Annotated in this window: 20 protein-coding genes; 3 read left to right on the plus strand and 17 right to left on the minus strand. The window is 56.4% G+C overall.

Annotation, left to right across the window (positions count from 1 at the left end; translation table 11 throughout):
* Positions 1 to 133: 133 nt before the first annotated feature.
* From ndk to ACJ9Y9_RS17320, 3 genes are all read right to left on the minus strand, one after another.
* Positions 134 to 565 (minus strand): nucleoside-diphosphate kinase, encoded by a 432-nt coding sequence (ndk, locus tag ACJ9Y9_RS17310; RefSeq protein WP_003860625.1) that lies wholly within the window; start codon positions 563 to 565, stop codon positions 134 to 136.
* 156 nt (positions 566 to 721) lie between these two features.
* Positions 722 to 3,046: a peptidoglycan glycosyltransferase PbpC gene (gene pbpC, locus ACJ9Y9_RS17315; protein ID WP_028016090.1), complete on the minus strand. Its 2,325-nt coding sequence runs from the start codon at positions 3,044 to 3,046 to the stop codon at positions 722 to 724.
* A 1-nt stretch (position 3,047) separates the two neighbouring features.
* Positions 3,048 to 8,000 carry an alpha-2-macroglobulin gene (locus tag ACJ9Y9_RS17320; RefSeq protein WP_028016089.1) on the minus strand — a complete coding sequence of 1,651 codons (4,953 nt, stop codon included), beginning with the start codon at positions 7,998 to 8,000 and terminating at the stop codon, positions 3,048 to 3,050.
* A 193-nt stretch (positions 8,001 to 8,193) separates the two neighbouring features.
* Between ACJ9Y9_RS17320 and sseA the strand changes: the two genes are divergently transcribed.
* Positions 8,194 to 9,042 carry a 3-mercaptopyruvate sulfurtransferase gene (sseA, locus tag ACJ9Y9_RS17325; RefSeq protein WP_028016088.1) on the plus strand — a complete coding sequence of 283 codons (849 nt, stop codon included), beginning with the start codon at positions 8,194 to 8,196 and terminating at the stop codon, positions 9,040 to 9,042.
* A 31-nt stretch (positions 9,043 to 9,073) separates the two neighbouring features.
* On the opposite strand, the gene sseB is transcribed toward sseA, so the two are convergent.
* The 11 genes from sseB to trmJ all read right to left on the minus strand — a co-directional run bounded on the left by sseB (position 9,074) and on the right by trmJ (position 17,713).
* A complete protein-coding gene (gene sseB / locus ACJ9Y9_RS17330; protein ID WP_028016087.1) occupies positions 9,074 to 9,850 on the minus strand; it encodes an enhanced serine sensitivity protein SseB in 777 nt (258 codons plus the stop codon).
* A gap of 5 nt (positions 9,851 to 9,855) precedes the next feature.
* Positions 9,856 to 11,142: an aminopeptidase PepB gene (gene pepB / locus ACJ9Y9_RS17335; protein ID WP_028016086.1), complete on the minus strand. Its 1,287-nt coding sequence runs from the start codon at positions 11,140 to 11,142 to the stop codon at positions 9,856 to 9,858.
* 53 nt (positions 11,143 to 11,195) lie between these two features.
* On the minus strand, positions 11,196 to 11,396 hold the full coding sequence (gene iscX / locus ACJ9Y9_RS17340; RefSeq protein ID WP_003860650.1) for a Fe-S cluster assembly protein IscX: 201 nt from the start codon (positions 11,394 to 11,396) through the stop codon (positions 11,196 to 11,198).
* 1 nt (position 11,397) lies between these two features.
* Entirely contained in the window at positions 11,398 to 11,733 is a 336-nt protein-coding gene (gene fdx / locus ACJ9Y9_RS17345; RefSeq protein ID WP_014071345.1) for an ISC system 2Fe-2S type ferredoxin, read from the minus strand.
* Between the two features lies 1 nt (position 11,734).
* Positions 11,735 to 13,585 carry a Fe-S protein assembly chaperone HscA gene (gene hscA, locus ACJ9Y9_RS17350; RefSeq protein WP_028016085.1) on the minus strand — a complete coding sequence of 617 codons (1,851 nt, stop codon included), beginning with the start codon at positions 13,583 to 13,585 and terminating at the stop codon, positions 11,735 to 11,737.
* 14 nt (positions 13,586 to 13,599) lie between these two features.
* Positions 13,600 to 14,115 (minus strand): co-chaperone HscB, encoded by a 516-nt coding sequence (gene hscB, locus ACJ9Y9_RS17355; RefSeq protein ID WP_028016084.1) that lies wholly within the window; start codon positions 14,113 to 14,115, stop codon positions 13,600 to 13,602.
* An 80-nt stretch (positions 14,116 to 14,195) separates the two neighbouring features.
* Positions 14,196 to 14,519 carry an iron-sulfur cluster assembly protein IscA gene (gene iscA / locus ACJ9Y9_RS17360; RefSeq protein WP_003860659.1) on the minus strand — a complete coding sequence of 108 codons (324 nt, stop codon included), beginning with the start codon at positions 14,517 to 14,519 and terminating at the stop codon, positions 14,196 to 14,198.
* A gap of 13 nt (positions 14,520 to 14,532) precedes the next feature.
* Positions 14,533 to 14,919, minus strand: coding sequence for a Fe-S cluster assembly scaffold IscU (gene iscU / locus ACJ9Y9_RS17365; protein WP_003860661.1), 387 nt, complete (start codon positions 14,917 to 14,919; stop codon positions 14,533 to 14,535).
* Between the two features lie 24 nt (positions 14,920 to 14,943).
* The gene (gene iscS, locus ACJ9Y9_RS17370) at positions 14,944 to 16,158 is read right to left on the minus strand and encodes a cysteine desulfurase (RefSeq protein WP_008502157.1); all 1,215 of its coding nucleotides are present in this window, start codon (positions 16,156 to 16,158) and stop codon (positions 14,944 to 14,946) included.
* A 119-nt stretch (positions 16,159 to 16,277) separates the two neighbouring features.
* Positions 16,278 to 16,769, minus strand: a complete 492-nt coding sequence (iscR, locus tag ACJ9Y9_RS17375) for a Fe-S cluster assembly transcriptional regulator IscR (RefSeq protein ID WP_008502158.1) — start codon at positions 16,767 to 16,769, stop codon at positions 16,278 to 16,280.
* Positions 16,770 to 16,984: 215 nt separating this feature from the next.
* Positions 16,985 to 17,713, minus strand: a complete 729-nt coding sequence (gene trmJ, locus ACJ9Y9_RS17380) for a tRNA (cytosine(32)/uridine(32)-2'-O)-methyltransferase TrmJ (RefSeq protein ID WP_028016083.1) — start codon at positions 17,711 to 17,713, stop codon at positions 16,985 to 16,987.
* A 131-nt stretch (positions 17,714 to 17,844) separates the two neighbouring features.
* Here trmJ and suhB point away from each other — a divergent pair, with 131 nt between their 5' ends.
* On the plus strand, positions 17,845 to 18,648 hold the full coding sequence (gene suhB, locus ACJ9Y9_RS17385; RefSeq protein ID WP_013098296.1) for an inositol-1-monophosphatase: 804 nt from the start codon (positions 17,845 to 17,847) through the stop codon (positions 18,646 to 18,648).
* Between the two features lie 40 nt (positions 18,649 to 18,688).
* On the opposite strand, the gene ACJ9Y9_RS17390 is transcribed toward suhB, so the two are convergent.
* Positions 18,689 to 19,669 carry a nickel/cobalt transporter gene (locus ACJ9Y9_RS17390; protein WP_028016082.1) on the minus strand — a complete coding sequence of 327 codons (981 nt, stop codon included), beginning with the start codon at positions 19,667 to 19,669 and terminating at the stop codon, positions 18,689 to 18,691.
* Positions 19,660 to 20,298: a DUF1007 family protein gene (locus ACJ9Y9_RS17395; RefSeq protein WP_028016081.1), complete on the minus strand. Its 639-nt coding sequence runs from the start codon at positions 20,296 to 20,298 to the stop codon at positions 19,660 to 19,662. Before ACJ9Y9_RS17395 ends, ACJ9Y9_RS17390 begins: the two co-directional genes overlap by 10 nt.
* A 125-nt stretch (positions 20,299 to 20,423) precedes the next feature.
* On the opposite strand from ACJ9Y9_RS17395, the gene csiE reads away from it, so the two are divergent.
* Positions 20,424 to 21,701, plus strand: a complete 1,278-nt coding sequence (csiE, locus tag ACJ9Y9_RS17400) for a stationary phase inducible protein CsiE (RefSeq protein WP_028016080.1) — start codon at positions 20,424 to 20,426, stop codon at positions 21,699 to 21,701.
* Here csiE and ACJ9Y9_RS17405 read toward each other — a convergent pair whose 3' ends face one another.
* On the minus strand, positions 21,702 to 22,841 hold the full coding sequence (locus ACJ9Y9_RS17405; protein ID WP_028016079.1) for a 3-phenylpropionate MFS transporter: 1,140 nt from the start codon (positions 22,839 to 22,841) through the stop codon (positions 21,702 to 21,704). It abuts the gene before it with no gap.
* Between the last annotated feature and the right edge of the window lie 45 nt (positions 22,842 to 22,886).

The following is a 22,886-nucleotide window of genomic DNA, read 5'->3' on the forward strand; positions in this document are numbered from 1 at the left end:
ATGGAGGGTTGAATAGAAACGCCCCGGAAAGCAGTCTGCTCGTCCGGGGCGTGGCATTGTACAAACTCTGACGCAGGGATGCCACGTCTGGACGCGGCATTTACGAAAATAATGTGTAAACGAAACCGTTAAATTAACGGGTACGTGGACACACTTCGCCTTCTGCGAAGAAGAAAGCGATTTCGCGGGCAGCAGATTCAACAGAGTCAGAACCGTGAGTACCGTTCTCGGTGAAGCTGTCAGCGTAGTCAGCGCGCAGGGTACCTGCCAGCGCGTTATCCGGGTTGGTTGCACCCAGCAGGTCACGGTGACGCTGTACTGCGTTTTCGCCTTCCAGTACGGATACAACGATCGGACCAGAGGTCATGAACTCAACCAGGCCGTCAAAGAATGGGCGACCTTCGTGCTCAGCGTAGAAACCGCGAGCCTGTTCAACGGTCAGGTGCAGCATTTTAGTGCCAACAATCTTAAAACCTGCTGATTCAAAGCGAGCGAAGATGCTGCCAATAACGTTTTTTGCCACCGCGTTTGGTTTGATGATGGAAAAAGTACGTTCAATAGCCATGATAACCTCTGTCAATGTTCTGTTGTTTTGCATACCTGAGTATGGTGTGGCGCGGATTATAATGAGCAATGGCGCCATTGCCTATGGATTCAGGTAACATTTTTTTAAAATAAGACGAGTTTTAGCAACAGCTCACATCTGATAGCTGTTTTCTGATCACTGCAGCGTAAAATTCACCGTCGCGACCTGCCCGCTCTCATCCATAACGAGTAACTGATAATCACCCGATTTATCAAGCTGTAATGTGTAAACTCTTCCTTTCACACTCAGCGGTTCACCGTTCAAAAACCACCAGCGCTCGCCGCTATTGCCGGTCACCTGAAGGGGAAGCGAAACGCGGGGCTCACCAGGTAGACGTTTGATAACGGCCCCCTCGCGCACGCCGGTCAACATGAGCGGAGCAGGTGCATCCTGTGACAACGGCGGACACGTTGCCGAAGAGGGAGGAACCCGGACCGCGCGACGTTCGGTTGCAGGCAGCCACGGCTCCAGCGGCAGCGGCCAGACATCAAGGACTTTTTCAGTTGCGTCCGGGCAGTCTGCCGCAACGCGTTTGCCGGTTTTATCCAGCCATACCGGGAAACGAATGCCGCGTATGCCTTCCTGTTCCGGTAAAAGCAGCGTGGGTGGTTCACTCCCCTCAAGTAACCACGTCGAAAGACGACGTCGGCAGTTTTCACTGCCTTCCGGCAGCGACTGGCCGCCCGGCCAGCAGATCACGCCCCGCCCTACGCTTTCCGGACGCGGATCGCGCGGCAGACGGGCTTCGTCTACCGTTGAGCGCGACTGAATCAGGTTATTCACCTGATTTAACAGCGGCACGGCACTGGCAAAACCAAACTGCCCCGCCACCGGCGTGCCGTCTGGTCGTCCGGTCCAGATGCCAATCACGTAACGGGCATTCAGGCCAATGGCCCAGGCATCGCGGTAGCCGTAGCTGGTCCCTGTTTTCCACGCCAGCGGCGCGATTTGCGGTAGCGCGTTATCCGGTAGCGGCTGCGCCTCATTCGCCAGAATACGACGAATAATCCACGCCGAGCCTTGTGACAATAACGGACGTTCAACCAGCGGATCGCCTGGCTGTAAACGCAATCGTCCCGCTTTACCGTGTCGGGCAAAGGCGCTGTAGGCTGCCGTGATGTCCGCCAGTCGTGCGCCTGCGCCTCCCAGTATCAGAGAAAGGTTTGGCTGAGCGCCCGCAGGCAGTATAAGCGGCAAGCCTGCATTGCTCAGCATCCCGGCAAACCGTTTTGGCCCATACGCTTCAAGCACCTGTACCGCAGGCAGGTTGAGGGAGCGCACCAGCGCTTCACTCATGCTGACCGGTCCGTGGAACCCACTGTCAAAATTCCCCGGGCGATAATCACCGGTTTTTCTTGGAACGTCCTGGAGCAACGACGCGGGATGGATCAGGCCATCGTCCAGCGCCATACCGTAGATAAAGGGCTTCAATACCGATCCCGGGGATCGGATCGCATTGACCATATCCACATGGCTGAAACGACTGTCATCGTTGATATCCACCGATCCCACCCAGCCGCGCACTTTCATATCGGTATGATCGACCACGATCATCGCCAGCGAGCTGCGTGCAGGCAGGCGGGATTTCCAGTTCATCGCCAGCTCTTCCAGCTGCCGTTGCAGTCCGGCATCCAGCGTGGTGACAATTTTCGTGTCGCGACTTTTACCGAGCATCATCCGTGCAAAGAGCGGCGCCAGTTGCGGCATCTGTCGTGGTGCCAGCCATACCGCTTCTTCACGGGATTCTTTGACCTGTTTTGCAGACCAGACGCCTTGCGTCGCCATCCGGTCGAGCACTTTATTGCGCGCCGCTTCGGCCCGTTCAGGCCAGCGGTCCGGGCGTAAACGACTCGGAGCCTGAGGAAGCACCGCCAGCAGCGCCGCATCGGAATAGCTGAGCTGCGACGGCGGTTTGCCGAGATAGGTCCAGCTTGCGGCTCCCACCCCCTGCAACGTGCCGCCAAACGGGGCGCGGTTGAGATAGAGCGTGAGGATCTCGCGTTTGGAAAGATGCCATTCCAGCTGCATCGCCCGCCAGAGTTGACGAATTTTGCCGCCAAAGGTACGCGGATGTGGATCCAGCAGGCGCGCCACCTGCATGGTGAGCGTGCTCCCGCCAGAGACAACCTTTCCGGAAGAGAGATCCTGCCAGGCCGCACGAAGAACAGAGAAAGGGTTCACGCCAGGATGATCCCAGAACCAGCGATCTTCATACTGGATCAGGGCCTCAAGATAACGGGGAGAGACCTCTTCAATCGTCACCGGGTAGCGCCAGATCCCGTCGCTATCGGCAAAACGCCAGAGCGGCGTCCCCTTTTCATCCACCACGACCCGCGCAGGGTTGACCTCTTTCAGAGGCAACGGCCACAGGCGGTCCGCAACGAAGATGAGCCCCCATAAAACGAGAAGCGCTCCCGCCAGCCAAAGCCAGCGGGAGCGTATCAAAGGTACCATCAGCATATTACGGAACAACAATCAGCGGGCCACTGGCCGCACCCGTTGCCCGCCACTGCGGAACATACATGGATTCAACCATCGGAACCGGCACCTGGTAGGTTCCCGGCGTGACCGCACGGGCCAGGTAGACCAGCGTCACCGGCTGTCCTTCATTGACAGGAACTGCCGCCACGAAGCGATCGTCACGGAACTCCATATGCTGAATATCGGCCTGCTGCATCTGACTGAGCAAGTTCTGCACTTCGCTACCGCTATCCTGCAGGCTGGCGCTACTGCTCGCCAGGTTCTGGTTTTCCAGTTCCAGCCCAGCCGGGAGCAGATCGACAACCAGCGCGTCAGGCACGTTCTGACTGGCCTTGACTTCGAGCCACACCAGCACCAGCTCCCCGCTTATCAGCTCAGAAAGAGACTTAGTGCTGCCGTCGGTTGCCAGAATATGGCGTTCAACCTGCAATACGTTAGAGGCTGGCTGAGGCGCGTATTCCGGATAACCCGTACTGTCCAGGCGCACCCACAGCGGTGTCGTACCGGTATTGGTCACCTGCAGCGCGCCAAGCTGATCGCCATTCACATTTTGGATCAGCGACTTATCCCCACCTGAAGCGGTATCAGACAACGATGTTTTCGCCTGCCATGCCCCTGACAAGGTTTGCAGCGAACGTCCGGCCAGGAACAGCGCATTACTCTCCTGAGTGGACAACCAGCGCTGGCTGAAGGCTTGTTCAGACAAGGCATTCAACAGCGTATTTTGCGAATCCGGCAGCAGCTTGTACTCCTCCAGGAGGGAGAGCATCAGTGCGTTATCACGCAGGACGCTACCGTAATCGGCCATCCAGGTTTTACTGTCGTTACGCGGTGTTTTGAGTGCCAGCTCCAGCGCCTGCTGGCTGCGCGGAGCATCACCCATCAGTTTAAGTGCCATACCCAGTTGCATCAGCGGTAGCCCGGAAGCCGCTTGCCCGTGGCGCTCCCAGATCTCACGCAGCGCACCCAGTGGCGCTTTTTGCTGACGCGCCAGCACCAGTGCAGCGTAAGCCTGTACGGCGAACTTGCTGGCCTGAGTATCGTCGCTATAGCGAATGGACATCATGCCCGGATCCTGCAGATAACGCAGCAGGCGGCTATTGGCGTTATTCACCGCATCGACAGGTACGCTGTAACCCTGCTCGCCCGCGCGCACCAGGAAGTCAGTAACGTAGGCGGTCAGCCAGTACTCTTCCGGGCCATTTTTATCCCAAAGAGCGAAACCGCCATCCTCACGCTGCATCTGCAGCAGACGGGAGATACCGATATCAATGGCCGCGCGGCGTTTGTCGTCCGTATCACCTTTGATGCCAAGTGCGGTGAGTTGCGCCGCATTGGTGTAGAGCGACGGGAACAGACCGCTGGCAGTTTGTTCCAGACAGCCATACGGATAAGCCTGCAGTTCGCGAATATAACGCGCCAGACTGAGCGGCGGTTTGCCGCTCAGTAACAGTTGCCCCTGCAGGGTCGCAGGAGAGAAACCATTGATATGCTGCGCAGGTGCAGTCCAGGACTCACCAGGGTTCAGCATAGCCCCCGTATTCACCGTCTGGGCCGGGAACGCCGGACGCACGCCGATTTTCCAGCTCTTCTGCTGCGGTGCGAAAGTCTCGCCAGGAAGCTGCAGGCCGGTCACCTGCGCGGTCAGTTCACCGTCTCCGTAGCCGTCCAGCGCGCGCACAGGAATAAACAGGGTGGTTCGTGCACCCGGCGGCAGTTGCACCGGCTGCGGCTGTGCGCCTTCAAGCGACAGTTTACCGGTCGCGGTCAGGGCGATGTTCAGCGTCTGCGGCTTGTCAGTCAGGTTGGTGAGATCCAGCGTCAGCCGCGAGGTGTCTCCACTTGCCAGGAAGCGTGGGGTATTCAGCTCGGTAATGACCGGCGCGGCGACAATGACTTTGCTTTCGCTGCTGCCGAAATCATCTTCCGTCCAGGCCTGCGCCATCAGGCGCAGCTCACCGTTGAAATCGCCAATCGGCAGCGTAATGGTACCTTCCCCGTTGGCATCAAGCGTAACCGGCTGGGCCTGCTGGGCGATAATGGTGACGTGGTTCACCGGCGGTTTGCCACCACGCTTGAGTTCATCTCCGTCACCACCAAAACGCAGTGCGGCCATACGGCCCTGACCTTCAATGACCTGGCCGTAGATATCGTAGATATCTGCGCCATAACGCTTCTGACCGAAGAAGGCTTGCCACGGATCAGGCGTGACGTAGTCGGTAATGTTCAGCACCCCGCTGTCCACCGCTGAAAGCAACACGTTCACTTTTTGTGGCGCTGCACCCTCTTTCACGCTGGCTTTTACCTTCACAGAGAGCGTCTGGTTTGGACGCATCTTCTGTGGGTTATCGAGCGCAATATTCAGGCGGCGATTTTCATCGCCCATCGGCAGGTGCAGCAGACCCACCGCGCGTTTTGGCGTAGCGGATTTGGATTTGTCCCCAGGGCGCACTACCAGCGTGCTGAGATAGAGATCGTGGCGTTTCCAGGCCTTATCCACCGGAATAGAGAGATCAAGCCCGTTTGCCGGTACGTCGATCTCTTTCCACCACAGCGGACCTTCGCTGGATTCGATCATCGCATAGCCTTTGCCTGCCGCCGGCGCAGCAATATGCAGTTGAATCGTATCCCCTGGCTGATAAGACGGTTTATCCAGTTTCAACGTCACACGGTCAGGGCGCGCAGCTCCTGTACCGTCGCTGTTATCCTGCCAGCTATACCCTGCCCAGAAGCGCACGCTGCTAACCATCTCGTCAGGTGCTTTAACTTCAAGACGGTATGAGCCCCACTCTACCGGGAAAGTGACTTTGCCGGTTTCATCGGCCTTAAGACTCAGTTCTTGCTCGCCTTCGATCAGATCTTTTTGATCAAACTGCGACTGCCAGCCTTCGCTTTCTGACCAGTTCCAGTAGTAGTCCCGGCGCTCACGGATCAGGCGAACCTGTAACCCGGAAACGGCCTTTTTCGCCCCGCTGGCATCGGCATACACGATGTCAAAGCTGGCGTTGCCATTTTCATCGACAATTGGCTGGTTAACTGTCGTATCGGTACGGTAGTCATAAACGGCTTTGCTGGCGAACTGAGGACGGATACCCGGCAGCTCAGCCGCCGGCCAGATGGCCTGCTCAGCACGACGCGTCACCGGACGTCCCCCGGATTCCAACAGGCTGGCCTGCAGAATCAATTGCAGAGGGGAGTGCACCTCTTTCCACTGGCTTTCGGTAGAAACTTGCCCACGCCCCTTATCATCGAGAGTCAACTGAACTTCATCCAGACTGCGGCTCAGGTTTTCCTCGGCGATATCACCAAACTGGAAGCCCGGCAGCGCAGCGACGGCCTCACGCAGTGGACGCAGGAAAAGCTGGCCCTGCAGAGAATTACCGTTGGCCGGCGCACCGTACAGGTAATACCCCACCACGTTGAAGTCGACGTTATCCTGCGGTGAAACCGGCGTTTTTTGTCCAGTCAGATTCAGCGCCATACGCTCTGGCATAAAATCTTCGACGTGGAAATCCCACAAACGCTGCAGGTTATCCCCCGTGTTGGCACGGACATGCCACATGCCGGTCTGCGCCCCGCTGTCCAGAGGATAGTTAAAGCGATAGAGGCCGTTCTCTGGCTGGACGACCATCGTGCGCGCCACCTGCCCATCCGGACGTAGCACGTCAAGTTTCACGGGCTGATCGGGAAGTGGTTTACCGTCACTGTCACGGAGCAAACCGTTAAGGATCACCGTTTCGCCCGGGCGGTAGAGATCGCGCGGGCCAAACATAAAGAACTGCTTGCTGTAGCCCGGCGCACCTGCAATATCAAACTCCGCCAGATCGAGGGCCGGTAACTTAAGGTCAAGCAGCGTCGTTTGCCCGTCTTTACTGGCAAGGATCAGCGCGGCCTCTTTGTCGGTCTCAAGCTTTGCATGACCATCGCCATCGCTGTTCGCTTCGGCAAGCGTCTGCCCTTTATCGTTCAACAGGGTGACGGTCACACCGGACTGCGCCGCACCGTTTTCCAGGCTCTGGGTGAAGATATCCAGACGATTATGATAACGGTGAGCGGACAGCCCAATGTCACTTAAGGTAAAGAGGGTCGCGGCGTTACTGTAGTTATAGTGCCCCGCCTGGTTCATCACCGCGATATAAACCCCAGACTGCTGAAGCGGCTTAATATCTTTCAGCGGCAACAGTAATTTTTCGCGCGTATTGCGCGCCGGGTTGAGGTCAAAACGCCCGGTGTATACCAGATCCGCCATCTTCAGCAGATTGTCAGATTCCCAGTTTGTCAGCGAATTACGGTATTCCCACTGACTGACAAACGAGGCCAACGATTCCGGCTTCACGCGGTAGAAATTCACGTCCACATTGTTGACGTTGAGCGCCATCACCGGCAGACCTTCCACCACCTTGCCCGGCAGCAGTGAGCCCCGGCTGGCGAAACCGACCGTCGGTTCAACATCCCGGGTGGTCAACGCTTTTTCATAATCAATTCCGAATGTCGCTTTGTTCAGCGCCTGCAGGCCACGTTCAACGGTAACGACCAGATTGCGATTGGGCTCCAGATGGCGCAGACGCAGCTCTTTCAGGTTCGGCGCAAGTTCCCACGCCCCGTCAACCTTGCCACTTTTCTTATCCACAACATGCACTGTTTTCGCGAAATCCTGATCGGGATTCAGTGGAACAGAGAAGGTCAGCACCAGTGTTGATGCGCCATCGAGCTGCACTTCAGAAGCATCCAGCAGGGTTAGCGCTTTACCCTGACTCTGTGCCGCAAGTTTGGCCAGCTTTTCAGCATCGGGTTTTTCCGCCGCTTTTGGTGTTGTGGCTGTGGATGCTGCGGGAGCCGCAGCCTGAGATTTATCGTCGCTGTTATCACAGCCGACAAGCGTAAACGTGGTGAGCAGCGCGAGAGAGAGCGCAGCTAAGCGAAACGGTTTCATCCTTTGTCCCTGGCCCATGGAGCCTGTTGGTCGTCGTCCGGATAAGTATTATCCGCAAGTTTCACTAATTCAAAAAGTCCAATTTGAGAATCCGTAAAATTAAGGGGTGGCTCGCGACTTGAACGCAGTTTGCTTGTCGACGTCAGAAAAAACACCGACAATTCTTTTTTACGGAAAAGAATGGAGGCACCCCATGACTACCTCATATTTTGTCGCCGCCGACTGGCTCATTGAGCACAGCGACGACCCGGAAGTCCAGATTATCGATGCGCGAATGGCCCCAGCCGGGCAGGAACATCTCCGCGATATGGTCGCGGAGTACCGCGCAGGCCACCTGCCTGGTGCGGTATATTTTGATATTGAAGCCCTCTCCGATCACACCACTCCCCTGCCACACATGCTGCCACGTGCGGAAGCCTTTTCAGTGGCGATGCGCGAGCTGGGCATCAACCAGGACAAGCATCTGGTTGTCTACGATGAGGGCAACCTCTTCTCCGCGCCGCGCGCGTGGTGGATGCTGAAAAACTTCGGCGTCGAAAAGGTCTCGATTCTGGCAGGTGGTCTGGCTGGCTGGAAGCGCGATGAACTGCCGCTGCAACAGGGCGAAGTCACGCTGGCGGAAGGCGATTTCGATGCGACGTTTGCCCCACATGTGGTGAAACGCCTGACCGACGTACTGGTGGTTAGCCATGAAAAAACGGCACAAATCGTCGATGCCCGCCCAGCTCCGCGTTTCAATGCCGAAGCGGATGAGCCGCGTCCAGGTCTGAAGCGCGGTCACATCCCGGGCGCACTGAATGTACCGTGGGGCGATCTGGTATTTGAAGGCGAACTGAAAACCACTGACGAACTTCGCGCTATTTTTGAGAGTCAGGGTGTGGATTTACACCGTCCGATTATTGCCAGCTGTGGCTCCGGCGTAACGGCTTGCGTGGTGATCCTGGCGCTCGCCACGCTCGGTGTAAACGACGTGACGCTCTATGACGGCGCCTGGAGCGAATGGGGAGCCCGAGACGATTTGCCGGTTGAACCCACCAGATAAACTCACGGGGTGAATATTCACCCCGAAAAGTTTATATGATCCGCGTGGTTTTGAGATCGCGCAGGAAACCGCCCCAGCGACGCTCATAGAACGGGGTGATATGCTCAGTAATAAAGTGGCTGATGCCCTTCTCTCCGTTCTTCACCTGGCAAATATCAATCGGCTCATCACCCGGCAGCGTATCGGTGGCCACGCTGCCCGCCGCCTGAATGATCTCGTCGATATCACCATCAGCTTCAATACCGATCAGCAACACCGGCTGTTCGTCTGCATGCTCTTTAATTGAACAGAGGAACGCGCGTCTTACCGGTTTCAGGGTTTTGAACAACGTGGTCAGCGAATCGATCATCTGCGCAGGCGGTTCCGCCACTTCAGACAACAGCAGCGTTTCGCCCCCTTCCAGCACCTCTTGCGTGCTGAGCGGGTTACCCTCTTCGCCAATCAGATGGCTGATTTCACGCGGGGTGAACTCTTTTCCGGTCGGCAGCTTCGCGTTGAGGAACAGTGTCTGGCCGAGCGTCATTTCAAACAGGGTACGTACCGGCATCACCACGAACGCCTGTTCGTCTTCAACGGCTTGCTGCAACGCTTCCAGTGAGGTGAAGAACGGGATCACCGAAGTGCCGTCGTCTTTCTCCCAGTGCAGCAGATCCAGCGCGCTGTCTTCTACGACCTGCTCACCTTCCGCGGCGGTACCCGGCACCCAGACGGTGGATTCCAGCAGCGTGCGGAAAAATGCCGGACGATGGGCAGGCTCGGTTGCCGCCTGCTCCAGCAGGGTTTCTAATTCGTTTTTGGTTTCGGACATAACAATTACTCAGCCGTAAGCAGGTTCGCCACGGTACGCACACCCAGACCCGTTGCGCCCGCAGACCACTGCTCAACCGCCGCTTTACGGTACGTTGCAGAGCAGTCGATGTGCAGCCAGCCTTCCTGGTAGTTCTCAACAAAGTGAGACAGGAAACCGGCTGCGGTGCTCGCACCTGCCGGGTACGCCGCGCTTGCGGTGTTATTCAGCTCGGCAAAGTTGGACGGCAACTGGTTACGGTGGAACTCGGCCAGCGGCAGACGCCAGAACGGCTCGTTCTCAGCGGCAGCACTTGCCAGCAGGCGCGCGGCCAGTTTGTCGTCGAAGCTGAACAGCGCATGGTAGTCGTTACCCAGCGCGGTTTTCGCTGCGCCGGTCAGGGTCGCCATGTCGATGATCAGTTCTGGTTTTTGGGCAGAGGCGTCGATCAGGCCATCGGCCAGCACCAGACGGCCTTCGGCGTCGGTGTTCATCACTTCGACGTTTTTGCCGTTGCGGTAGCGAATAATATCACCCAGCTTGAAGGCATTGCCGCTCACCATGTTGTCAGCACAGCACAGGTAGAGCTTCACACGCTTGTTCAGACCACGGGTGATAGCAAACGCCAGCGCGCCGGTAATGGTGGCCGCGCCGCCCATATCGGACTTCATGGAATCCATGAACGCGCTCTGTTTCAGGCTGTAGCCACCGCTATCGAAAGTGATGCCTTTCCCGACCAGGCAAGCAAAGACTGGCGCTTCTTTATCGCCAGTTGGGTTGTAATCCAGAGCCAGCAGCACAGGAGGACGCTCAGAACCACGTCCTACAGTATGGATGCCCATGTAGTTCTGCTCGCGCAGATCTTCACCTTTGGTGATGCGGTAAGACATTTTGTCGCCCGCCACACCACACAGCAGGTCAACAGCACGTTGTGCCAGCTGTTCCGGGCCCAGCTCTTCTGCCGGGGCATTGATGGTGTCGCGCACCCAGTCGATAATGGTCAGACGGCTTTCCAGCTCTTTCTGCCCCGCGGCATCAAGGTTCGCCCACTCAATTTTGCGGGTGCCTTTCGGCCCTTTGTAGCCCGCCCAAAACGCCCAGCTGCGGTCGGTGTCCCAGCCTTCGCCGTCGAGGGTGACATGCTTAATGCCCAGACCATCCACTTTGCGCGCCGCGCGCTGGATCAGGCCCAAATCATCTTTGCCCGTCAGGTGCAGGGTAATACCGTCGTTGTTGATGCTGTACGTGGCTTTTTCTCCCCAGCGTGCGTCTGCAGGCTGTGTGGAGAGCGTAATCTTCATCGCTTCGGTCATTTTATTTATCCTTATTAGCAAACGGGCCGCCTGAAGGCAGCCCGTAAGGTGATTTATTCTGCTTCATCTAACCAGACTAACAGAATCGCCTCCAGAATTTTTTCATTGGATGCGTTTGGATCGTCGTCAAAATCCTCTAAATCGCAGATCCACTGGTGCATGTCGGTGAATCGTACGGTCTTCGGATCAAGATCCGGGTTCGCGTCGTAGAGCGCTTCGCCGATTTCACGGCTGTCTGTCCACTTCAGTCCCATATTAATGCTCGCGTGCGTGGTTGATGGTGTAGCGTGGGAATTCCACGACCAGATCTTCATCGGTCACCAGCGCCTGGCAGCTTAAGCGGCTGTCTGGCTCCAGACCCCATGCTTTATCCAGCATGTCGTCTTCGTCTTCGGTGCTCTCGGCGAGAGAGTCGAAACCTTCACGCACGACGCAGTGGCAGGTAGTGCAGGCACAGGATTTTTCACAGGCGTGTTCCACTTCGATACCGTTACGCAGGGCAACATCGAGAATGGTTTCACCGGTCTTCGCTTCCAGAACAGCACCATCCGGACAGAGGTCCGCATGAGGCAAAATAACAATCTTTGGCATATTAAACCTCGTCCACGGACTGGCCTTTCAGCGCGACGCGGACAGATTTGTCCATGCGGCGAGCAGCAAAGTCCTGTGTTTGTTTATCAACGTTTTTAATGGCTTCTTCTATTGCATCAGCGTCATCGCCTTGCGCTACGGCACTTAAGTGTGCGGCAGCGTCGTCAATGACCTGGCGCTCAGCGGCGCTTAACAGCGCGGCATCGGCAGCGAGCGCGCCGTTCAGGCTTTCCAGCACGCGTGCGGCTTCAACTTTTTGTTCAGCCAGCATACGCGCCTTCACATCCTGCTCAGCGTAACTCATTGAATCCTGAATCATGGAGGCGATTTCGCCATCGGTCAGACCATAGGATGGTTTCACCTGAATAGATGATTCAACACCGGTGGATTTTTCCATCGCAGTGACGCTCAGCAGGCCGTCCGCATCCACCTGGAAGGTGACGCGAATATGCGCCCCGCCCGCAGGCAGCGCCGGGATACCACGCAGCGCAAAGCGTGCCAGAGAACGGCAGTCCTGCACCAGCTCGCGTTCGCCCTGCATCACGTGGATGGACATCGCGGTCTGGCCGTCCTTGAAGGTGGTGAACTCCTGCGCGCGCGCCACCGGAATGGTGGTGTTACGCGGGATCACTTTCTCCACCAGGCCGCCCATGGTTTCTAAACCCAGCGACAGAGGGATGACGTCCAGCAGCAGCATTTCGCTGTCCGGCTTGTTGCCAACCAGAATATCGGCCTGGATAGCGGCCCCCACGGCAACCACTTTGTCCGGGTCGATGGAGGTCAGAGGCGTGCGGCCAAAGAACTCGCCCACGCGCTCGCGCACCAGCGGCACACGGGTTGAACCTCCCACCATGACCACTTCCAGCACCTCTTCAGCCTCAACGCCCGCATCTTTCAGTGCACGGCGACAGGCCAGCAGGGTACGTTTCACCAGCGGAGCGATCAAGTCGTTGAACTGTTCGCGAGAGATGTCACCCTGCCAGCCTGCGACATTCACGGTGACTGACTGTGCATCACTCAGCGCAATTTTTGCCTCGATGGCCGCATCCAGCAGTTCACGCTGTACGCGAGCATCGCTGCGATCGCTGATGCCTGCCTGCTCGCGAATAAAATCGGCCAGCAGATGGTCGAAGTCATCGCCGCCCAGTGCGGAATCCCCGCCGGTTGCCAGCACTTCGAACACGCCACGGCTTAAGCGCAGGATCGAGATATCAAAGGTACCGCCACCGAGATCGTAAACCGCAATCACCCCTTCCTGACCGGAGTCGAGGCCGTAGGCAATTGCCGCTGCCGTCGGTTCGTTCAGCAGGCGCAGCACGTGCAGGCCCGCCAGACGCGCGGCGTCTTTGGTGCCCTGACGCTGAGCATCGTCAAAATAGGCCGGAACGGTGATCACCACGCCGTCTAAATCGCCGCCGAGCGTCGCCGTCGCGCGCGCCGCCAGCGCTTTCAGGATATCAGCAGAAACACGGATCGGGTTCAGCAGACCGGCCGCAGTCGCGATCATCGGCAGGCCGTTTTCACTGGCCTGGAGCTGATACGGCAGATGCGGGTAACGGGTCTGAATATCGGCCAGCGAGCGGCCCATCATGCGCTTTACAGAGCTGATAGTATTGGCCGGATCGCGCGCGGCATTGGCGCGGGCGTCATAGCCAACCACGTGACCCTGCTGCAGGTAGTGGACCACGGAAGGCAGCAGATGGCGGCCCTGCTCGTCAGCCAGCGTTTCCGCCTGGCCGCTACGCACGGTCGCCACGAGAGAATTGGTGGTGCCCAGATCAATACCCACCGCCAGACGACGCTGGTGCGGTGCGGCACTTAAGCCAGGCTCACTAATTTGTAATAAGGCCATAATTGCTTCCGAAATTAAAAATCGAGCAGCTTTTCTTCGAGTTGTTCAGCACTGCTTCGCAGTTTATCGAGAAAACGGAGTTTGCGCACAGTATCTGCCGCCACGTCCCAGGTCTCGTTGTTCAGTTGCTCCACCATCTGCTGATGGCGGGTATCGAACATGCCCTTCACGCGCTTAATGAAGCTTTCCAGACGCGCTTCGTCTTTGGCCTGTTCAATCTCATCCAGCTCTTCACGCAGCTCCAGCTGTTCCATCAAAAACGCCGTGTCGCGCACGGTATGCTGTTCGCTCGCCAGATCGAAACCGTGGAGCGAGAGCAGATACTCTGCACGCGTTAGCGGATGGCGCAGCGTCTGCCAGGCCTGGTTGATGGTCGCGGATTGCGATACCGCAGCTAATTGCTCTGACTGAGTACCACTGGCAAATTTGTCCGGATGGTACTGCCGCTGCAAATCCTGAAAACGGATCGTCAACGCCTGGAGATCAATCGGATATTGAGCGGGTAGTCCGAAGAGAGTGAAGTAATCCATAACAATCTCAGGGGTAGCCTGTTAGAACAAACCCCACGCGTAGCGAGTAACGCCACGGTGGGGTTTCGGATGACGCGCGGTTAAACGTGGAAGCTTTCGCCGCAACCACACTCGTCTTTGACGTTCGGGTTCGTGAATTTGAACCCTTCGTTCAGGCCTTCTTTAACGAAGTCCAGCTGAGTGCCGTTGAGGAATTGCAGGCTTTTGCCATCGACCACCACCTTCACGCCCTTGTCTTCAAACACGGTGTCATCGGACGCCGGTTCATCAACAAACTCCAGTACGTAAGCCATACCAGAACAGCCGGAGGTACGTACGCCCAGTCGCAGGCCAAAGCCTTTACCACGGTTCGCCAGAAAAGAGCTTACTCGCGCGGCAGCGCTGTCGCTAAGGGTAATCGACATACTCAAACCTCAATTATTTTGCTTCACGTTTGCTTTTGTAATCCGCAATGGCGGCTTTGATCGCGTCTTCTGCCAGGATAGAACAGTGAATTTTCACTGGTGGCAGTTCGAGTTCTTCAGCAATATCCGTGTTCTTAATTGCCTGTGCTTCGTCCAGAGACTTACCCTTCACCCATTCAGTGACCAGGGAGCTGGAGGCAATAGCAGAACCGCAGCCGTAGGTCTTGAAGCGCGCGTCTTCAATGATACCTTCATTGTTGACTTTAATCTGCAACTTCATCACGTCGCCACATGCTGGCGCGCCAACCATACCGCTACCAACGCTTTCGTCGCTGTTGTCAAAAGAGCCAACGTTGCGCGGGTTCTCGTAATGATCAATAACTTTTTCGCTGTATGCCATGATTGAATTCTCCTTATGTACCGATTAGTGATGTGACCATTCAATGCTGTTCAGATCCACGCCCTGCTTGAACATTTCCCACAGTGGAGAAAGGTCGCGCAGACGGCCGATGGAGTTGCGAACCAGCTTGATGGTGTAGTCAATCTCTTCTTCGGTAGTGAAACGACCTAAAGAGAAACGGATAGAGCTGTGTGCCAGCTCGTCAGTCATACCCAGCGCGCGCAGCACGTAGGATGGCTCCAGGCTTGCAGACGTACAGGCAGAGCCGGAAGAAACGGCCAGGTCTTTCAGCGCCATGATCAGCGATTCGCCTTCAACATAGTTGAAGCTGACGTTGAGAATGTTAGGTGCGCCCTGCTCGAGATCGCCGTTCAGATACACTTCTTCCATATCTTTCACGCCGTCCCACAGACGGTTACGCAGCGTGCGCAGGCGCGCCATCTCGGTTTCCATCTCTTCTTTTGCAATGCGGTATGCTTCGCCCATGCCCACGATCTGGTGAACAGGCAGCGTACCAGAACGCATGCCGCGCTCGTGACCACCACCGTGCATCTGTGCTTCGATGCGGATACGTGGCTTACGACGAACGTACAGTGCGCCGATACCTTTCGGGCCATAGATTTTGTGGCCGGAGAAGGACATCAGGTCAACTTTCAGCTGGCTCAGGTCGATAGGCAGTTTACCCACGCTCTGGGTCGCATCAACGTGATAGATGATGCCGCGCGCACGGCACATTTCGCCAATGGTCGCGATATCTTGCACTACGCCGATTTCGTTGTTTACGTGCATGATGGAAACCAGAATGGTGTCATCACGCATGGCCGCTTCGAGCTCTTTCAGGTCGATGATACCGTTGCTCTGTGGTGCCAGGTAGGTGACTTCGTACCCTTCACGCTCCAGCTGGCGGCAGGTATCCAGCACGGCTTTGTGTTCGGTTTTGCTGGTGATGATGTGCTTGCCTTTTTTCTGATAAAAGTTGGCTGCACCTTTGATCGCCAGGTTGTCGGATTCGGTCGCACCGGAGGTGAAAACAATCTCACGCGGGTCGGCACCCACCAGGTCAGCAATCTGATTACGGGCGATATCCACCGCCTCTTCAGCATGCCAGCCAAAACGGTGTGAACGGGAAGCTGGGTTACCAAAGTTTCCGTCCAGGGTCAGACACTGCATCATTTTCTCGGCAACACGCGGGTCCACCGGCGTGGTTGCGGAGTAATCGAGATAAATCGGTAATTTCATTGCTCTTTAAACTCCGTACATCGCTTCAATGCAAGGAATCAGGCAACCGGCTGGATGTACGACCGAGTACACGGGGCGAGTCCTCGCCCCGGCCTGATTCTGAAATACTTATCTTTTTATTACGCGCGTAACTTAACGTCGATAGCGTCCTGCGCGCGGGTGCTGCGTTGTGAATCATGGCTGTGCTGACGACCAGAGACATCCAGAACTTCCTGGTTATTCACCAGTTCACCGAGGGTGATGTTGTTCAGGAAGCCGGTCAGACGATCGCTCAGATCGCGCCACAGCGCGTGGGTCAGGCACTTATCGCCGCCCTGGCAGCCGCCTTTACCCTGGCAACGGGTCGCGTCAACGGATTCGTCAACTGCGCTAATCACTTCACCAACTGCAATACTGCCCGCGTCTTTACCCAGCAGATAGCCGCCGCCTGGGCCACGAACGCTGGAAACCAGTCCATTTTTACGCAGTCTGGAGAACAGCTGTTCCAGATAAGAGAGGGAGATCCCTTGTCGTTCAGAAATATCAGCCAACGGAACCGGGCCCGCTTCGGAGTTGAGCGCAACGTCCAGCATCGCGGTCACGGCATAACGCCCTTTAGATGTCAGTCTCATGTCTTACTTAACCTCAAACTCGCCCCTGCCCGGGGTTTTTTATAGTAAAATGGGGTATTGCATAGCAGGGCCAAGTCTGACATTCCTGACTAAAATGGTCAACTATTTACTTGACTGTTTTAGTCAGGTATTTAACCTTCTGTGCCGTTTTTTGTGGGGTACGGTCTGATGCCCGCACCCCAGTCCTCTCCCACGGGGAGAGGGGGAAACCGACACTACGCTTTATTCTTTTGCTCAATCGACGCCAGAATTCCGCGCAGGATGTTCAGCTCCTGGCTTTCCGGACGCGCGCGGGTGAACAGACGGCGCAGCTTGTTCATCACCTGGCCTGGATGGCCCTCGCGGATAAAGCCGGTTGAGAGCAGCGTCTGCTCCAGATGACCGTAGAAGCGCTCAAGATCGTCCACCAGCGGATAGGCGGTCTCTTCCTGAGGCTCAGTACGCTCATTTTCCTGCGTTGCCAGCCAGGCCATACGCACTTCGTAGGCGATAACCTGTACCGCCATCGCCAGGTTCAGCGAGCTGTACTCCGGGTTCGCGGCAATCGCGACATGGTAATGGCATTTTTGCAGTTCGTCGTTGGTCAGGCCAACGCGCTCGCGACCAAAGACCAGCGCAACGGGTGCCTGTTCAGCTTCTGCCACACTTTTCAGACCGCATTCGCGCGGATCGAGCATTGGCCACGGCAGCGTACGCGAACGCGCGCTGGTACCGACAACGAGGCTGCAGCCGGCCAGCGCTTCGTCAAGGGTATCGACGATCTGGGCATTGCCGATGACGTCGCTGGCACCGGCCGCCAGGGCAATAGCCTGCGAGTCAGGTTTCACCAGCGGGTTGACCAGCCAGAGGTTCGTTAAGCCCATGGTTTTCATAGCGCGGGCAACCGAGCCCATGTTGCCGGTATGCGATGTTTCAACCAGCACGATTCGAATGTTTTGCAGCATAGTTTTTAATGTCTGAATTCAGCGTCTGAAGAATATTCCGGCATATTATCATAAACGGGAGACATAATCCGATCCCGCTGCTATACTCTGCGCCGATTTTCCTGTTCTTTAACATCCAGTGAGAGAGACCGATGCATCCGATGCTGACCATCGCCGTGCGCGCAGCGCGCAAGGCGGGTAATGTAATTGCCAAACACTACGAAACGCCAGACTCCGTAGAAACCAGCCAGAAAGGCAGCAATGATTTCGTGACTAACGTCGATAAAGCCGCAGAAGCGATTATTATCGAAACGATCCGCAAATCTTACCCGCAGCACACCATCATCACCGAAGAAAGCGGTGAACATGAAGGTACCGATCAGGATGTTCAATGGGTTATCGATCCACTGGATGGCACCACCAACTTCGTCAAACGCCTGCCACACTTCTCTGTGTCTATCGCAGTACGCATTAAAGGCCGTACTGAAGTCGCCGTTGTGTACGATCCAATGCGTAACGAACTGTTCACCGCGACCCGCGGTCAGGGCGCACAGCTGAACGGCTATCGTCTGCGCTGCAGCAATGCACGCGATCTGGACGGTACCATTCTGGCGACCGGCTTCCCGTTCAAAGCCAAACAGCACGCTACCACCTATATGAACATCCTGGGCAAACTGTTCACCGAATGCGCGGACTTCCGTCGCACCGGTTCTGCTGCGCTGGATCTGGCTTATGTTGCGACCGGCCGTGTTGACGGTTACTTCGAACTGGCACTGAAGCCGTGGGACTTTGCTGCGGGCGAGCTGATCGCGCGTGAAGCAGGCGCTCTGGTGTGTGATTTCACCGGCGGCCATAACTACATGTCTACCGGCAACATCGTTGCGGGTAACCCACGCGTTGTTAAAGCCATGCTGGCAAACATGCGTGATGAGCTGAGTGACGCGCTGAAGCGTTAATGCCGAAAATTCCCTCTCCCTGTGGGAGAGGGAATAACAACTAAAAAGGCCGCAATCCCCTTCCTACCGGCACCGCACTCACCCACATCGTCACCGCAGCCACCAGCAAAATCACCCCACCTGCCAGCGCGAGCGTTGTCCAGCCGACTTGTCGCCATAGCACCGGCGCATTATTACCACTGAGTTTTACCGCCAGTTGACGGAAACTGTGAACCAGCAGAGCCAGCGACGAAATGGTCAAAGAGGTTCCCGCTGCCATCGTCAGCGCGGACAGCATGCCCCAGCCAAACACGCCAATCACTTTACTGAACAGCAGCACCATGATCGCCCCCGAACACGGACGCATGCCCATAGAGAGGACGATCATCAGACGCGCTCGCCAGTCATCCCCACTCTGCAACTGCGCCTGTGTCGGCAGGTGTTGATGCCCACAGCCGCAGTGAGCATCGTGAATATGATGGGGAGTAAAGGCTTTGAACTTCGGCTTTTGCAGTAACACGCGCAATTTTTTCAGCGCGCGCCAGCAAAGAATCAGCCCCAGCACGCCCACCAGCGCGTAGCTGCCCTTCTCCAGCCAGAAACTGCTCAGGTGCAACTGACGGGCCGGAAGCTGTAACAGCGAAAGTACCACCACGACCAGCACAATCGCCACGCCGCCCTGAAGCAGCGAGGAGGCCAGCGTCAGGCCGATGCTCGATTTCAGCTTTGACGGATGAGTGGCGAGCCAGGTGGTGATGACGATTTTGCCATGCCCTGGCCCCAGCGCATGTAATACGCCATAGACAAAACTGAACGCCAGCAGGGAGCCGCCCGCTTTGGTCGGATTCTCCGCCACCGCCTTCAGCAGTCCACTCATCTGCTGGTTGACTTCACGCTGCCAGATAATGCTTTTCATCATGACCTGTGGCCAGGCCTGCCATAGCCACAGCGCGCCGCAAACCGCTAACAGCAAAAAGAGTGCCAGCGGCCAGAGATGCAGCCAGCGGCGCGGCTTCCGAACCTGTGAAGAGATCACTGACATTGCAATGTCACCTCCTGCGCGAACTGTTTACCCAACTCCATGTCTTCAGGCGGGGCATCTTCCTTATCGAGAGAAACCGCAAAGTTAAGCGTTTCTTCGCTGGGCTTTGGGGTATGAACGGAAATCTTGCAGGTTTTTTGTAATGATGCCGGAAGCTGCACATCGCTATCCCCGGCATAACTCATGTCGACATAGTAGGTCGGGTCAAAGGTCGAAAACGTGTATTTTTGCCCTGCCAGCGGCTGCGGATGTGCCAGCGGAAGCACAAACGCCAGCACCGCCTGATGCCCCTCGCGCGTCATACCGTACTCCGTGGGACGGTTCAGAAATTTGACCTTTTGCCCGTTGTGCCAGAATTCGGTGAAATAGTGCTGACCCAGCACGTTGGCCATCACTTCCGCCGCCAGCTTTTTCCAGATCTCATCGCCGGGTTTGGCATTTCCTGCATCATACAGCAGGTCAGCCGAGGTGATTTCATCCATCGTCCAGCGCATTTTCAGTCCACTTAGCTGAGCGCCATCGGTGACCAGTTCGGTTTTCAGGTCGATAAAGCTGTGAGGGTGTGCGCTGGCGGTGAAGGTGATAACCGCAAAAAATAGCGCCATCGCGCATTGTTTAACTGTTTGCATCAATTCCTCACGTCAAAAATTCTGTGATGTTCTCCAGCAATCCTGAATGAAAGGGCTGCCGGCGCGCTTTTCAGCGTCCATCATTTAGCTATTCTTATCAAACATTCACACTGGATACCCGACAGATGATGACGACGCTTGAAATTCCATCTGTGCTTTCCAGTTCGCAGCGCCGCTGCCAGGTGCTTTTGATGCTTTACCTGCCCGATGCTGTCGTCACCGCACAGAGCATAATCGCTGCTAATGGCGTGGACGACGCTATGGCACGGCAAGATATAGCCGAGACGCGCGATGAAATCCAGCGCTATCACCGGCTTGATATCGTCACGCACCATGACGGCAGCTACCGGATTGAAGGTACAGCCCTGAATAAGCGTTTATGCCTGCTGCACTGGCTGCGCAGGGCTCTGCGGCTGTGTCCACAGTTTGTTTCGCACCAGTTTACCCCTGCATTAAAAACCGCACTTAAACAGCATGGCATTGCCCGCCCGCTTTATGACGATGCTAACCTGCGGGCGCTGATCAACTTCTGCTCGCGGAAGCTACAGCGCCAGTTTGAATGCCGCGATATCCAGTTTTTACAGCTCTATTTGCAATATTGCCTAATCCAGCACCAGTTGGGGAACACGCCGCAGTTTTCCCACGTTCAGCGCAGCTGGACCCAGTCGAGAGGGGAGTATTTTACGGCGCAGGAGATCGTGCGTCACTGGAAACGAAGGGTCCCACAAGGCGCTCACGGGGATGAACAACTGTTTCTGGCACTGTTGTTTATGATGCTCCGCACGCCCGATCCCGCACTTGATAAACACCAGCAGGATCAACGTTTACGCCGTGCCATTGTGCGCATGATTGCCCGTTTTCGTTCTCAAACCGGGATGAATTTCAGCGATGAGCAAGGTCTGACCGATCAGCTGTATATCCATCTTGCTCAGGCGCTGGACCGCTCGCTGTTTGAGATCGGCATCGACAACAGTCTTCCGGAAGAGATCCATCGTCTCTACCCCCGACTTTTACGCACCACCAAAGAGGCGCTGTTTGAGCTGGAGGCAGAATTTGGACTACGTTTTTCCGATGAGGAGATGAGCCTGGTCGCGGTGATTTTCGGCGCCTGGCTGATGCAGGAGACCGATCTACACGAAAAACAGGTCATTCTGCTGACGGGGGAAGATAAAGCCTGTGAAGATCTGATTGAGGAGCAACTTCGTGAGTTGACGCTGCTGCCGCTCAATATTCGCTATCTGGCGTTGCAGACTTTCCAGAAAGAGGGGGCACCGCGCGAAGCCGCGCTGGTTATCACCCCCTATCCTACTGCTCTACCGTTGTTCTCGCCGCCGTTGATCCATGCTGTTGAAGCACTGAACACACAGCAGCAAGAACATATTCGCGCCATGCTGGAATCATAGTCAGGCGCGAGCGGTCACTTTAGGACGAACGATTATCGCGGGTAAAGCAACCAGCGCCATCACCCAGAAGACGCCATGCCCCAGATGCTGGTAGAGGAAACCGGCGAAGACCGTCATGATCGCAATACTGCCGCCCATCGCAACCGCAGAATAAACCGCCTGCAGACGAATTACGTCCCCTCCCTCACGTGCAGCGATATAGCGCATCGCCGCCAGATGGCACACGGTGAAGGTACCGCAGTGGAGAATTTGCGCCACAATCAGCCACGGCAGTTCCGTCGTCCAGCCCATAATGCCCCACCGCAGCACACCGCACAGGGCGGAAAGCAGCAGCAGGTCGCGCGCGCCAAAGCGACGGAATAGCTTTTTGCTCAGGGCGAAAATAACGACTTCGGCCACTACCCCCAGCGACCATAGATAGCCAACGGCTGATGCAGAATATCCCGCCCCCTGCCAGTAGATGGCACTGAAACCATAGTACGCCGCATGCGCACCCTGGAGCAGACACACGCACGCCAGAAAACGCCAGCTTTGTGCAACCAGGCTCCGCCAGGCAGGCCAGCCTGCGCTCTCCTGATGACGGCTCTCCCCTTGCGGCATTACCGACGGTCGCAGCAGCATGCCCAGCAACATCGAGGCAATTCCGATACTCAACAGAGCCAGGATCGCGCGGTAATCATAGAGACTGACCAGTTTACCCACCAACGCAGAACCAATCACAAAGGCAATTGAGCCCCACAGCCGCACGCGGCCATAGTCCATGGTGATCTGCTTTTGCCAGGTGTTCGCCAGGGCATCCGTCAGCGGTACCAGCGGTGAAAAGAACAGGTTGAAGCCGACCATCACTACCATCAGCCAGGCAAACTGGTGGCTGACCCAGAAGCAGGCGACAAAGACCAGCGTCAACAGAGCAAGAATGCGCAGCGCCTTAATCAGTAAGGAGGGATCGCTAACGCGCGGGGCAATCAGCAGGCTGCCGAGGAAACGCGCCACCAGCCCGGCTCCTAGCAGGACACCAATGGTCTCGGGGGTCAGGCCAATGCCTTTGAGCCAGACGCTCCAGAAAGGCAGAAAAATACCGTAGCTAAAGAAATAGGTGAAATAACTGAGCGCCAGCCAGCGCGTGGAATGCAAGACCATGAATCCCTCCCGAAATCGAGGCCATAGTCTGGCGAGAATATAAAA

Source organism: Enterobacter sp. CPE_E1241 (assembly GCF_045618265.1).
Taxonomy (GTDB): domain Bacteria; phylum Pseudomonadota; class Gammaproteobacteria; order Enterobacterales; family Enterobacteriaceae; genus Enterobacter; species Enterobacter adelaidei.